At 37.9% G+C, this 13,499-nt stretch carries 19 protein-coding genes; 17 read left to right on the top strand and 2 right to left on the bottom strand.

What is annotated here, in order from left to right:
* Window positions 1-34 precede the first annotated feature (34 nt).
* Both AC3WVZ_RS27880 and AC3WVZ_RS27885 read left to right on the top strand, forming a co-directional pair.
* Complete coding sequence (locus AC3WVZ_RS27880; protein WP_000142475.1) at window positions 35-583, top strand: manganese efflux pump MntP; 549 nt, start codon at window positions 35-37, stop codon at window positions 581-583.
* A 230-nt stretch (window positions 584-813) separates the two neighbouring features.
* Window positions 814-1,092, top strand: a complete 279-nt coding sequence (locus AC3WVZ_RS27885; protein ID WP_000197472.1) for a DUF3935 domain-containing protein — start codon at window positions 814-816, stop codon at window positions 1,090-1,092.
* Window positions 1,093-1,284: 192 nt separating this feature from the next.
* On the opposite strand, the gene AC3WVZ_RS27890 is transcribed toward AC3WVZ_RS27885, so the two are convergent.
* Window positions 1,285-1,896 carry a flavin reductase family protein gene (locus AC3WVZ_RS27890; protein WP_000949055.1) on the bottom strand — a complete coding sequence of 204 codons (612 nt, stop codon included), beginning with the start codon at window positions 1,894-1,896 and terminating at the stop codon, window positions 1,285-1,287.
* A 158-nt stretch (window positions 1,897-2,054) separates the two neighbouring features.
* Window positions 2,055-2,441, bottom strand: coding sequence for a DoxX family protein (locus tag AC3WVZ_RS27895; protein WP_000968616.1), 387 nt, complete (start codon window positions 2,439-2,441; stop codon window positions 2,055-2,057).
* A gap of 375 nt (window positions 2,442-2,816) precedes the next feature.
* Between AC3WVZ_RS27895 and AC3WVZ_RS27900 the strand changes: the two genes are divergently transcribed.
* From AC3WVZ_RS27900 to atpG, 15 genes are all read left to right on the top strand, one after another.
* Window positions 2,817-3,314: a PTS sugar transporter subunit IIA gene (locus AC3WVZ_RS27900; RefSeq protein ID WP_000473665.1), complete on the top strand. Its 498-nt coding sequence runs from the start codon at window positions 2,817-2,819 to the stop codon at window positions 3,312-3,314.
* A 242-nt stretch (window positions 3,315-3,556) separates the two neighbouring features.
* Window positions 3,557-3,997 carry a low molecular weight protein arginine phosphatase gene (locus tag AC3WVZ_RS27905; protein WP_000832373.1) on the top strand — a complete coding sequence of 147 codons (441 nt, stop codon included), beginning with the start codon at window positions 3,557-3,559 and terminating at the stop codon, window positions 3,995-3,997.
* A gap of 97 nt (window positions 3,998-4,094) precedes the next feature.
* Window positions 4,095-4,538, top strand: coding sequence for a ribose 5-phosphate isomerase B (gene rpiB, locus AC3WVZ_RS27910; protein ID WP_233935715.1), 444 nt, complete (start codon window positions 4,095-4,097; stop codon window positions 4,536-4,538).
* 66 nt (window positions 4,539-4,604) lie between these two features.
* A complete protein-coding gene (locus AC3WVZ_RS27915) occupies window positions 4,605-5,177 on the top strand; it encodes a TIGR01440 family protein (RefSeq protein WP_000136379.1) in 573 nt (190 codons plus the stop codon).
* A gap of 253 nt (window positions 5,178-5,430) precedes the next feature.
* Entirely contained in the window at window positions 5,431-6,672 is a 1,242-nt protein-coding gene (glyA, locus tag AC3WVZ_RS27920) for a serine hydroxymethyltransferase (RefSeq protein ID WP_000349806.1), read from the top strand.
* Window positions 6,673-6,943: 271 nt separating this feature from the next.
* Window positions 6,944-7,573 (top strand): uracil phosphoribosyltransferase, encoded by a 630-nt coding sequence (gene upp, locus AC3WVZ_RS27925; protein ID WP_233935716.1) that lies wholly within the window; start codon window positions 6,944-6,946, stop codon window positions 7,571-7,573.
* Window positions 7,574-7,952: 379 nt separating this feature from the next.
* Window positions 7,953-8,066 (top strand): DUF4024 domain-containing protein, encoded by a 114-nt coding sequence (locus AC3WVZ_RS27930; RefSeq protein ID WP_000232962.1) that lies wholly within the window; start codon window positions 7,953-7,955, stop codon window positions 8,064-8,066.
* A 26-nt stretch (window positions 8,067-8,092) separates the two neighbouring features.
* Window positions 8,093-8,317: an AtpZ/AtpI family protein gene (locus AC3WVZ_RS27935; RefSeq protein WP_001171223.1), complete on the top strand. Its 225-nt coding sequence runs from the start codon at window positions 8,093-8,095 to the stop codon at window positions 8,315-8,317.
* Window positions 8,317-8,709, top strand: coding sequence for an ATP synthase subunit I (locus AC3WVZ_RS27940; protein WP_000567600.1), 393 nt, complete (start codon window positions 8,317-8,319; stop codon window positions 8,707-8,709). Before AC3WVZ_RS27935 ends, AC3WVZ_RS27940 begins: the two co-directional genes overlap by 1 nt.
* A gap of 7 nt (window positions 8,710-8,716) precedes the next feature.
* Window positions 8,717-9,436 (top strand): F0F1 ATP synthase subunit A, encoded by a 720-nt coding sequence (gene atpB / locus AC3WVZ_RS27945; protein WP_233935717.1) that lies wholly within the window; start codon window positions 8,717-8,719, stop codon window positions 9,434-9,436.
* Window positions 9,437-9,492: 56 nt separating this feature from the next.
* Window positions 9,493-9,711 (top strand): F0F1 ATP synthase subunit C, encoded by a 219-nt coding sequence (gene atpE / locus AC3WVZ_RS27950; RefSeq protein ID WP_000052064.1) that lies wholly within the window; start codon window positions 9,493-9,495, stop codon window positions 9,709-9,711.
* Window positions 9,712-9,840: 129 nt separating this feature from the next.
* Window positions 9,841-10,347, top strand: coding sequence for a F0F1 ATP synthase subunit B (gene atpF / locus AC3WVZ_RS27955; protein WP_001142624.1), 507 nt, complete (start codon window positions 9,841-9,843; stop codon window positions 10,345-10,347).
* Window positions 10,344-10,886, top strand: a complete 543-nt coding sequence (gene atpH / locus AC3WVZ_RS27960; protein ID WP_000064683.1) for a F0F1 ATP synthase subunit delta — start codon at window positions 10,344-10,346, stop codon at window positions 10,884-10,886. Before atpF ends, atpH begins: the two co-directional genes overlap by 4 nt.
* An 11-nt stretch (window positions 10,887-10,897) precedes the next feature.
* Entirely contained in the window at window positions 10,898-12,406 is a 1,509-nt protein-coding gene (gene atpA / locus AC3WVZ_RS27965) for a F0F1 ATP synthase subunit alpha (protein ID WP_000027518.1), read from the top strand.
* 213 nt (window positions 12,407-12,619) lie between these two features.
* Window positions 12,620-13,480, top strand: coding sequence for a F0F1 ATP synthase subunit gamma (atpG, locus tag AC3WVZ_RS27970; protein ID WP_000157696.1), 861 nt, complete (start codon window positions 12,620-12,622; stop codon window positions 13,478-13,480).
* The last annotated feature ends 19 nt before the right edge of the window (window positions 13,481-13,499 follow it).

Below are 13,499 nucleotides of genomic sequence, written 5' to 3' on the forward strand. Positions count from 1 at the left end.
TATTGTGAAGTAGCACGTCCAAGGAGGGGCATGAATGACGTTTGAACAGCTAATACCTTTAATAATTATGGCATTCGCCTTAGGGATGGATGCGTTCTCGGTGAGTCTTGGTATGGGGATGATGCCCCTAAAGTTAAGACAAATCCTGTATATTGGTATGACGATAGGGATATTTCATATTATTATGCCGTTTATAGGAATGGTACTAGGTCGTTTTTTATCAGAGAAATATGGAGATATCGCACATTTTGCGGGTGCTATTTTATTAATCGGACTAGGGTTTTATATCGTATATTCGACCATTTTACAAAATGAAGAGACTAGAACTGCCCCTATTGGAATTAGTTTATTCGTATTTGCATTTGGCGTCAGTATAGATAGTTTCTCAGTAGGGCTTAGTCTTGGTATTTATGGGGCACAGACAATTATTACGATTTTACTTTTTGGATTTGTTAGCATGTTATTAGCGTGGATTGGTTTATTAATTGGGAGACATGCGAAAGATATGCTCGGTACATACGGTGAGATAGTAGGTGGTATCATTTTGGTTGGGTTTGGATTATATATCCTTTTTCCTATATAATTTTATGTAGGAGGGAATTATGAACAAGCTATTGGAATGGTATGTTAAATTTTTAACCTTCTTTCCTCGATGGCTAAGAAGACTTATAATTTGGGGTATTATTTTGCAAATTTCGATGTTAGGTTGGATTAAGTTAATTCGTGAATGGTGAGATAGTTCCTTTCTGTGAATATTTTGTTTGTACTATATTTATTACGCTAAAAATTACAGATATAGAAAGGATGAGATGAATGACGAGATTGAAGCAAGTTTTTGGTATTATTATTAGTTTTTTTGTTTTTTGGTTTAGTATGCTCGGTGTACAAATGTTTGCTGAGTTTTTAGATATTGAGTCATTGAAATTTGTTGCGGGAAAGACTGAGGCGGCGCGTGCCTTTTACTCTCCGTACCCGTTTTTAATTGTTTTTCTTATTACATTGCTTTCCCTATACTTCTTCGTAATTAAGCTAGGGAAGCCGAAAAAAGAGAAAATGCCTACTTTAGAGGAAAAGAAGGAAGAATTACAATGATAAAATCCCCTGCTAAAAAGCAGGGGATTTTATATTTGAGTGATGGGAGGAATCTAGCTGCCTCCACTTTTAGATATTATCCAGCTTCAGCGGCTAGAATCTCCGGTCATTTCGCTCTCTCGCATGAAGCAAAAAGCGCTTCAAGGTCGAGAGCTCCAATGCCCTGCGATTCTGAGCGAGCCACTTCCACTTTTAAACTGGCCTAACTAATTCAAATTGTTCTCCTAATTTTGCATAGTTGTGTCCTGCTAGGCGGCTTATTGGTTTGAGTCCTTCTGCGTGAATGCGCCCTTTTTCATATAGATGTTCGGCAACGTGGAAACGAACGACGCGTCCAATTAGTAGATCACAAGCTGGTGAGTCTTCCGTTCCGCCAAGTGGAATTGCACGTTCTAATACACATTCCATTCGAATATTTGCTTCTTTTACACCTGGAACAGAGATGACTTCACTTTCGATTGGTGTTAGTTTTGCTAGTTCAATTTCACTTTCATTTGGCGGGAGGTTAGCTGCTGTTTCGTTAATTGCTGCTACATATGATTCGTCAGAAATATGTACGACAAATTCTCCTTTTTCAATTGCGTTTCGGGAAGTGTCCTTTCTTTCTCCTGCTTTTCGTTGTACAGATACTGAGATAAGTGGTGGATTAGCAGCGACAATATTGAAATAACTATATGGTGCTCCGTTTAGTACACCTTCTTTTGTTACAGAAGTAACGAATGCGACAGGACGAGGGATGATACTTCCAGTAAGTAATTTGTAATTATCTTTTTCAGTTTGTTCATTTGGATTAATGGATAACATGCTTGTAATCCCCTTTCTAAATATGAATACTTATTGTTTGTTTACAAGATAACGATGAGAAAATCCTGCTGGAAATAATATTTTGTTTCATAAAAAGAACTTACTTCAATTGTAATGAAGTAAGTTCTTTTTCAAGAATCTCAAATTTGAGATAAAAATTAAAGTAAAACGTATGCGCCAGGTCCAATTAAAGCTACACCAACAGCGACAGCGATTAACATTAAGTTATATTCATATCCGTTTTGTGTTACCCAGTAACCATTTTTTCCGTGAACAGTGAAGATAGCCATTAACATTGTTCCAACGATAAATAATGAACCAACTACAATGAAAATACCTGATGCGAATAAGAAACCACCTAGTAATTCAGTTGCGCCAGCCATAAATGCCATAAATACACCAGGGCGTAAACCAATTGATTCCATCCAGCCACCTGTTCCTTTTAAACCGTAACCGCCGAACCAACCAAATAATTTTTGAGCACCATGACCCATGAATGTAATACCTATAATAAGACGAATAATAAGAAGACCGAAATCCATCATTTTTGAAAACCCCCTAAAAGTTATTAACTTACCTTACGTAAGTAATAATAAAATAGTTACTTACTTTAGTCAAGTTGATTTTGAAAAAATTTTACAAATTAACAACAAAAAATAAAATGTAGTAAAGACCTCTAGACAAGTTGGACAAAAAAAGAGAAAATATAAATAGAAGTTAACTTCTTATTGTTATTCAGACAATCAGAATTGACTGGAATTTTGTGAAGCGCTACAATAAGAGTCTATTAGTAATGACATAATTTATTTCGAAAGCGTTTTTACAGTATAATATTCGAAGTATGAAGTCTTACATGTATCCCGAGTTTTACTAGGGATTGCCCTATAAACTTTTAGGTAAATTATAAGGAGGACTATCCTATGTTTAAAAAATTATTCGGTCTTGGTTCAAAAACAAATGAAGAAACAATCGTAGCTCCATTAACTGGAGCAGTGAAAAATATTGAAGAAGTACCAGATCCAGTATTTGCTGGTCGTATGATGGGTGACGGTGTTGCAATTGATCCTACTGAAGGTGTAGTTGTATCTCCAGTTGATGGTGAAATCGTACAATTATTCCACACAAAACATGCTATCGGAATTAAAGCGAAAAACGGTACAGAAATTTTAATCCACGTTGGATTAGAAACTGTAAAAATGGAAGGTGAAGGTTTCGAAGCTCACGTTTCTGAAGGCCAAGCTGTAAAAGCTGGAGATAAATTAATCTCATTCGACTTAGAATTAATCCGTGAAAAAGCGAAAAGCACAATTACTCCAATTGTTATTACAAACACAGATGCAGCTGAGTCTATTAAGACAACTGTAGGCGTAGCAGCTACAAAAGGTTCAACAGAAGTAATGAAAGTTACAATGAAATAATTGCAATATAAGAGGAATCCGTTTCGTATGAAATGGATTCCTTATTTTTGTTGCGTGTTCAGTATGTATGTTAAAATACTCTAGGCACTTGGAAATAGGGTTTCACATATATGTGGATAAGGCGCATTTTTCTTAGAAAAAATATAAGAGAAATGCGCCTTTTGTATATTCACATTTCTTTTGTTCTATTCTAATGTAAGTTATGATGAATGATAAGAAATCGAATATAGGGGTGGGTTTGAATGAAACGAGTGTTATTTGTTTGTACTGGCAATACATGTCGTAGTCCAATGGCTGAGGCGTTGCTTCGTCATCACGGAGGAGATAAGTTTGAAGTGCAATCTGCTGGTGTTTTCGCCTATCCTGGGAGCGATGCATCGGTACATGCGAAGGAAGCTTTAGCTGAAAAAGGAATTTCAATTGATCATGCGGCGCAGCAAGTAAATGAAACTTTGCTTGATTGGGCTGATATTGTCGTAACGATGACAGAAAACCATAAGCAAATTGTACTTGGACATTATCCGAGCGTTGAAAAGAAATTAAATACGTTATATGGATTAACTGAAGGTATAGGCAAGGACATTTCAGATCCATTTGGAGGCTCGCTTTCTATTTATAAAGAAACGTTAGATGAGATGGAAAAACTTGTACAAACTTTACTGAAAAAACATTCAGTAGGTTGATGTTTCGTGTATAATACGATATTGGAGATCACTTCTTCCTATATGAGGTAGCGAGTGTGAAATGAAGATAATTGATTGAAACTTTGGAGGGGTAAAAATGAAAGTAGTAATAGCATCTGATCACGGCGGTATGAATATCCGCAAAGAACTTGTAAATTTATTAGAAGAGTTAAATATTGAATATGTTGATTTAGGTTGTGAATGTGAAGCTGGTTCTGTTGATTACCCTGACTTTGCGTTTCCAGCAGCTGAAATGGTAGCGAATGGTGAAGTAGATCGTGGTATCTTAGTTTGTGGGACAGGCATTGGTATGTCAATCGCAGCAAACAAAGTAAATGGTATCCGTTGTGGGTTAGTTCATGATACTTTCAGCGCGAAAGCGACGAGAGAGCATAATGACACTAACATGCTAGCAATGGGTGAGCGTGTAATTGGTGCTGGTCTAGCGCGTGATATCGCGAAAATCTGGTTAACAACTGATTATGAAGGTGGTCGTCACGAAAACCGCGTAGGAAAAATTAAAACATACGAAACAAAGTAATAGATTCTAACTATCAGTAGTGTGAAATATAATTTGGTGAACCAACCTGTGAAAGGAAGAGGCGTAATGACAGAAATCGTAAAGGTAAGAGAACAGCTACAAATGTCGCTTTCTGATTTCCAAGAACAAGCTTCATTACAAAGCGGTCAAATTTTTGTAGTGGGTTGTAGCACGAGCGAAGTGCTAGGCGAAAGAATTGGAACATCAGGAACGATGGAAGTAGCAGAGGCGATTTTCTCTGAGTTAAAACAATTTCAAGAGCAAACAGGTATTGAATTAGCGTTTCAATGTTGTGAGCATTTAAACCGTGCTTTAGTAGTTGAGAGAGAAGTAGCGATAAAATATCAATTTGAAATTGTAACAGTTACGCCTGTTAGATCAGCAGGTGGTGCATTGGGGACATATGCGTATCACAATTTGAAAGATCCGGTAGTAGTTGAGTTTATTAAAGCTGATGCAGGAATGGATATTGGTGATACATTTATCGGTATGCATTTAAAGCATGTAGCTGTTCCGGTTCGTACAAGTGTGAAGGAAATTGGAAGTGCGCATGTAACGATGGCCAAAACACGTGGAAAACTAATTGGTGGAGCACGTGCTGTCTATGCGGCAGTGGAAGAGACTACCACTTGCCGTTAAATATGAGAAATTAGAAAGTCATATAGTACCTGTTTATCATAAGGTAAAAGGTATGTTGTCTGACTTTATAATAGTAGAAAGAAAAGACCGATTTTCGGTCTTTTTTTTCTTTTATGATATAGAAAGTCATGTTAGAATGTAGTTGAAAACATGAAGGTTCGAAAGAATTACAACCTGAATTTTCGTTTTTTCTGAATAAATAAGAAAAAACTGTTGGGAATCGATGTAATTCGTTCAGAAAAGGGGGATTTTGGTGGATCATTTAAAACGTCAAGATGAAAAGGTATTTGCTGCAATTGAGGCAGAACTAGGAAGACAGCGTTCAAAGATTGAGTTAATTGCTTCGGAAAACTTTGTAAGTGAAGCAGTAATGGAGGCACAAGGTTCTGTTTTAACGAATAAGTATGCTGAAGGATATCCTGGAAAACGTTACTATGGTGGCTGTGAACACGTAGACGTAGTAGAAGATATCGCACGTGATCGCGTGAAAGAAATTTTCGGCGCAGAGCACGTAAATGTTCAACCACACTCTGGTGCACAAGCGAACATGGCAGTATACTTCACGATTTTAGAGCAAGGCGATACAGTACTTGGTATGAACTTATCTCATGGTGGTCACTTAACACACGGAAGCCCTGTTAACTTCAGTGGAGTACAATATAATTTCGTAGAATATGGCGTGGATGCTGACTCTCACCGTATTAATTACGATGATGTATTAGCAAAAGCGAAAGAACATAAACCAAAATTAATCGTTGCAGGTGCAAGTGCATACCCTCGTGTTATCGATTTCAAGCGATTCCGTGAGATTGCAGATGAAGTGGGCGCTTATTTAATGGTTGATATGGCACATATCGCAGGTTTAGTAGCTGCTGGTTTACATCCAAATCCAGTACCACATGCACATTTCGTTACAACGACAACACATAAAACGTTACGTGGTCCGCGTGGTGGTATGATTTTATGTGAAGAGCAATTTGCAAAACAAATTGATAAATCAATCTTCCCTGGTATTCAAGGTGGTCCACTTATGCACGTAATTGCTGCAAAAGCTGTTGCATTTGGTGAAGCACTTCAAGATGATTTCAAAACATATGCACAAAATATCATTAACAATGCGAACCGCTTAGCTGAAGGTCTTCAAAAAGAAGGACTTACACTTGTTTCTGGCGGAACAGACAATCACTTAATCTTGATTGATGTTCGTAACTTAGAAATCACAGGTAAAGTAGCAGAGCACGTATTAGATGAAGTTGGTATTACAGTGAACAAAAATACAATTCCATTTGAAACAGCAAGCCCATTTGTAACAAGTGGTGTACGTATCGGTACAGCAGCTGTAACATCTCGTGGTTTTGGTTTAGAAGAAATGGATGAAATTGCGTCACTTATTGCTTATACATTAAAAAATCATGAAAATGAAGCTGCGTTAGAAGAAGTACGTAAGCGTGTAGAAGCGTTAACTAGCAAATTCCCAATGTATCCAAATCTATAATAGATTGAAGAAGACTGCCGAGACTTAATTGTTTTGGCGGTCTTTTTTTGGACATATATTATTTTTAAAGTATGTATACAAATGATGAATAAATTTTGGCGATATAATGAAGGATACAGCTCCCATAATTGGTAAAGATACTAGATAGATTCATTGTAAAATCATGATTTTGCCAAATTTGCCCTTGAATATTAGTAGCGTTTTCTTTACAATCGTAAATAGTGTAAAAAAGCGTGCAAACGCATGAATATCATCTAAAGGAGAGATTCACATGGGAAAACTGTATGTATTTGATCACCCGTTAATTCAACATAAGATTACATATATTCGCGATAAGAATACAGGTACGAAAGATTTTCGTGAATTAGTGGACGAAGTAGCAAGCTTAATGGCTTTCGAAATTACTCGCGACCTTCCACTTAAGGACATTGAAATTGAAACACCTGTAAGCAAAGCGACAACAAAAGTGATCGCTGGTAAAAAACTTGGTTTAATTCCGATTTTACGTGCAGGTTTAGGAATGGTTGATGGAATTCTGAAATTAATTCCAGCAGCAAAAGTAGGACACGTTGGTTTATACCGTGACCCTAAAACATTGCAACCGGTAGAATACTATGTGAAACTTCCAACGGATGTAGAAGAGCGTGACTTTATCGTACTAGATCCGATGCTAGCAACAGGTGGTTCTGCGGCTGAAGCAATTAACTCTCTGAAAAAGCGCGGTGCGAAACAAATTAAATTAATGTGTATCGTTGCAGCTCCAGAAGGGGTAAAAGTAGTACAAGAAGATCATCCTGATGTTGATATTTATGTAGCAGCATTAGATGAGAAATTAAATGACCACGGATATGTAGTACCAGGTCTTGGTGATGCTGGTGACCGTTTATTCGGAACGAAGTAAGACAACTGACGAGCAGGGGAGATTCCCCAGCTCGTCTTTTTTGCTGTAAGCAAGTAGGGGAGGGGGAGAGGATAAATATACATCGTATATACAACATAAGTTGCATACACCTCACATATAATATAGAAGTCTTACGTCTGAGGAACACTATATTATGGAAGAAAAGCGTTATATCTCGAAAATATAATAGTGACAAACTTGTGAACATTTCCTTCTATTATAAAGAGAAAACTGTTAGAAATTGCATATATGTAACCAGTATTTAGAAGGGGAACGTTTTCATTTTTGGGAGGAAATGCCTAATACTCAAATTTTTAGATTTTTTACGATTTCTCGTTGACACTGTTAATACCCTATTGTATGCTAACAACGGGGATAGATGGTAGGGCTTTCAGTGACAAAATTACATCTATTCCGTGACGAAAATGTAAACTTTTTGTTTTGTATAGGATTTATGCAAAAAAATGAGTTATTATTAACACATCGTGAATGAGGGTTACATATTGGAGGGATGAATCCTTGCAAAAAAACGATCGCAGCCATATAAAAGCTTATGCTTTAATGTCAGGTATTCTTGCTCAATTAGTCGGTTCTATTCTTGTTGGAATCTTTGGTGGGCAGTGGATTGATAATAAGGTTGGAACGTTTCCGTTGTTTCTTATTATAGGGTTATTACTCGGACTAGGAACAGGGGTATACGCAATGATTCGACTCATTCGACATTACTATTCGGGAGAGCAATGATGATAGACGTACATGGACTTGTCCAAAGACAAAAGAAATATATGTACTACTTGCTTGCGCTTCTAGTGCTAGGATGGGGATTTACCTCTTACAAGGATGTATTTCTTGGACTGATTATCGGTACGATTTTCAGTTTTCTTAGTTTGCGCATCATTGCACGTAGAACAGACAAGCTGCTAGATCGCGTAACAAATGGAGAAAACGTGAAGTTCAAGGCAACAGCGGTAAGTACATATTCAAGATTCGCCACGATTGGGTTATTAATTTTATTTGCAGCCAAATATCAAGAGTTAATCGCGATGTGGGGCCTAGGTGTAGGATTGCTGACAGGATACCTTGTCATGATCATAGATTTTCTTTATTTAGAGTATAAGAGCAGGGAAGAGAGGTGAATTACTAGTGGAACACGGTAAATTAGTTGAATTTCTAGGTTTAACGTTCGATTTGTCATCAGTTATGATGGTTACTGTAGCAGCAGTTATTGTTTTCTTAATCGCTGTTATCGGAACTCGCAGCTTAGCTCTTCGCCCAACCGGGATGCAAAACTTCATGGAATGGGTGTTTGACTTCGTGAAAGGGATTATCAATAGTACGATGGACTGGAAAACAGGTGGACGTTTCTTAACGCTTGGCGTTACGCTTATCATGTTTATCATCGTATCGAACTTCCTTGGTTTACCATTCATGTATTCAGCAACTGAAGCTGGCGAACATATTGCATGGTGGAGATCACCAACGTCTGATCCAGCAGTTACATTAACATTAGCCGTGATGGTAGTTACCCTCACCCATTATTATGGAATTAAGATGAAGGGTACGAAAGAGTACGTAAAAGGTTATTTCCAACCTATCAAATTCTTATTCCCATTAAAGGTTATTGAGGAGTTTGCTAACACATTAACGTTAGGTCTTCGTTTATTTGGTAACATTTATGCAGGTGAGATCTTATTAGGATTACTTGCTAAGTTGGGCGGAGCATCAGTCCTTGGGGCATTAGGTGCGCTTGTACCAATGTTAGCATGGATGGGATTCAGTGTATTCGTTGGATCAATCCAAGCATTTATTTTCGTTATGTTAACGATGGTTTATATGGCTCATAAAGTAAGCCATGACCATTAATATAATTTAAGTAAGAAAAAATTTATTTTTTTATAATACAAAGGAGGACAAATTAAATGAGTTTAGGTGTAATCGCAGCTGCAATTGCAATTGGTTTATCAGCATTAGGTGCAGGTATTGGTAACGGTCTTATCGTATCACGTACAATCGAAGGTGTTGCTCGTCAACCAGAATTAAAAGGCGCACTTCAAACAATTATGTTCATCGGGGTTGCTTTAGTTGAGGCACTTCCAATCATCGGTGTAGTTATTGCATTCATCGTAATGAACAAATAAGGGAGACTCCCCTTACATAGATGGCGAAGAGTGTTTTTCCGAACTTTCTTCGCCATTGCTTTATGAACGAAACGTATGTCTTTTTTTTTCATATGATCAATTTAGATATTTTGAAGGGAGTGAATCCTTGTGCCAACTTTATTATTAGGAGCTTCCATTCCATTTGGAACGATTGCTTATACATTGTTCATTTTCTTACTTCTATTAGTAATGCTACGCAAATTTGCGTGGGGTCCTTTAATGGGAATTATGAAAGAACGTGAAGAGCACGTTGCTAATGAAATCGACGCTGCAGAAAGAAATAATGCTGAAGCGAAGAAATTAGTAGAAGAACAACGTGAGATGTTAAAACAATCGCGTGTTGAAGCACAAGAGTTAATCGAAAGAGCGAAAAAGCAAGCTGTAGATCAAAAGGATGTTATTGTTGCTGCTGCGAAAGAAGAAGCAGAATCAATTAAAGCATCTGCTGTACAAGAAATTCAACGCGAAAAAGAGCAAGCAATTGCTGCTTTACAAGAACAAGTCGCTTCTTTATCTGTTCAAATTGCTTCTAAAGTAATTGAAAAAGAATTAAAAGAAGAAGATCAAGTGAAGTTAATTCGCGATTATATTAAAGAAGTAGGAGAAGCGCGATGAGCAATGGGATTGTAGCAAAACGTTATGCTGTCGCTCTTTTTAAAATTGCAAAAGAAAAACACGTATTAGAAATGTTTGAAGAGGAATTACGCCTTGTACAAAACGTTTATGTAAAGAACGGAGAACTACATAGCTTTTTAACGCAACCGAACATTTCAAAGGAACAAAAGAAAACGTTTCTTGCAAACGTATTCGGATCTGTTTCTGAATCTATTTTAAATACGTTATATATTTTAATTGATAACAAACGCATTGATATCTTACCTGAAATTGCAGATGAATATGTTGTTCTTGCTAATGAAGAACGTAACGTAGCGGATGCAACTGTATATTCTACTCGTCTTCTATCAGAAGAAGAGAAGCTTAACATTGCTGAAGCATTTGCAAAGAGAACGGGAAAAGATGCAATTCGCGTGAAAAATGTTGTAGATGAAGATTTACTAGGCGGAATTAAAGTACGTATTGGAAATCGCATTTATGACGGAAGTTTACAAGGAAAATTAGCACGTATTCAGCGTGAATTAATGAAGAATAGATAGGGGTGAAGCACATGAGCATCAGAGCTGAAGAAATTAGCGCACTGATAAAGCAACAAATCGAGAACTATCAGTCTGAAATCGAAGTTAGTGATGTTGGTACAGTTATCCAAGTTGGTGACGGTATCGCGCGTGCTCATGGTCTTGATAACGTTATGGCTGGTGAACTTGTAGAGTTCTCTAACGGCGTTATGGGACTAGCACAAAACTTAGAGGAAAACAACGTAGGTATTATCATTTTAGGACCTTACACAGAAATCCGTGAAGGTGACGAAGTTCGTCGTACTGGTCGCATCATGCAAGTACCAGTAGGAAAAGAACTAATTGGTCGTGTTGTAAACCCATTAGGTCAACCAGTTGATGGTTTAGGCCCAATCAATACAACAAACACTCGTCCAATCGAAAGTCCAGCACCAGGTGTAATGGATCGTAAATCTGTTCATGAGCCACTTCAAACAGGTATTAAAGCGATCGATGCTCTTGTACCAATTGGCCGTGGTCAACGTGAGTTAATCATTGGTGACCGTCAAACTGGTAAAACAGCAGTTGCACTTGATACAATCATTAACCAAAAAGATGAAGACATGATTTGTATCTACGTAGCAATTGGACAAAAAGAATCAACTGTACGTAACGTAGTAGAAACACTACGTAAGCACGGTGCATTAGAATACACAATCGTTGTAACTGCATCTGCTTCTCAACCAGCTCCATTATTATACCTAGCTCCTTATGCTGGTGTAACAATGGGTGAAGAGTTCATGTACAATGGTAAACACGTATTAGTAGTATATGATGACTTATCAAAACAAGCAGCGGCTTACCGTGAGCTGTCATTACTATTACGTCGTCCTCCAGGTCGTGAAGCTTACCCAGGGGATGTATTCTACTTACATTCTCGCTTATTAGAGCGTGCAGCAAAATTAAGTGATGCAAAAGGCGGCGGTTCTTTAACTGCACTACCTTTCATCGAAACACAAGCAGGGGACGTATCAGCATACATCCCAACAAACGTAATTTCTATTACGGATGGACAAATCTTCTTACAATCTGACCTATTCTTCTCTGGCGTACGTCCAGCGATCGATGCGGGTACTTCTGTATCTCGTGTAGGTGGATCTGCTCAGATTAAAGCAATGAGTAAAGTATCAGGTACACTTCGTCTTGACCTTGCATCTTACCGTGAGTTAGAAGCGTTCGCTCAGTTCGGTTCTGACCTTGATAAAGCAACTCAAGCGAAATTAAACCGTGGTGCTCGTACTGTTGAGGTATTAAAACAAGGATTACACAAACCGTTACGTGTAGAGAAACAAGTTATCATTCTTTACGCTTTAACACGTGGATTCCTAGATGATATCCCAGTAGTAGATATCACTCGTTTTGAAGAAGAATTCCATGCTTGGTTAGATTCTAATGCGACTGACTTATTAGAAGAAATCCGCACAACTAAGAAACTTGCGGATGACGACAAATTTGCAGCAGCAATCAATGGATTTAAAAAAGTATTCGTAGCTTCTGAATAATAAAAGCGGAAGCGGCTCATTCAAGCCGCTGGAGCTAGATAGTATATATAAAAGGCATCTCGGGCTCTGAGATTGCTAAAGGTCATGTAAAGGAAAAGAGTAGGTGCACCTATTCTTTTCCTTCAATCATGAGCAAGAATATCTTGCAACGTAGATTAGGAAGAGGATTCTTACTAATCGTGCCAACTTCCGGAAAAAAGGTGGTGAAAACCTGTGGCATCTTTACGCGATATAAAAGCGAAGATTAACTCGACAAAGAAAACGAGTCAAATTACGAAAGCGATGGAGATGGTATCTGCATCTAAGTTAAACCGTGCAGAGCAAAATGCTAAATCTTTCGTTCCGTATATGGAAAAGATTCAAGAAGTAGTAGCGAGCATTGCGCAAGGAAGCAAAGGGATTAATCATCCAATGCTAAATGCGCGTCCTGTAAAGCGTACAGGATACATCGTTATTACGTCTGATCGCGGACTAGCAGGTGGTTATAACAGTAACGTATTACGTACAGTAAGTAACGTAATTCGTGAACGTCATAATATGGATTCAAACCAATATTCTATTATTGTGCTTGGACGACTAGGACGTGATTATTTAAAACGTCGCGGCTTTAACATTATTGATGAAGTAGTTGGATTATCTGACCACCCATCATTTACTGATATTAAAGACCTTGCTTCTCGAGCAATTGCGATGTTCGCAGATGGTGCTTATGATGAGCTGTACATTTACTACAACCATTACGTAAGTAAAATTTCACAAGAGGTAACGGAAAATAAAATTTTACCGCTTACTGATGTGGCGTCTGACAAACCGACGACAGCTTATGAATTCGAACCTTCTGAAGAAGAAATTTTAAAAGTACTATTGCCACAATACGCAGAAAGCTTAGTGTACGGTGCATTACTAGACGGTAAAGCAAGTGAGCACGCAGCGCGTATGACAGCAATGAAGAGTGCTACAGACAACGCAATGGAAGTTATCGATTCACTTACACTTTCATTCAACCGTGCGCGTCAGGCAGCGATTACGCAAGAAATTACGGAAATCGTTGGTGGAGCAGCAGCGTTAGAATAGTATTAAAAAGCGGAAGCGG

It is taken from the genome of Bacillus sp. CPT56D-587-MTF (genome assembly GCF_058792335.1).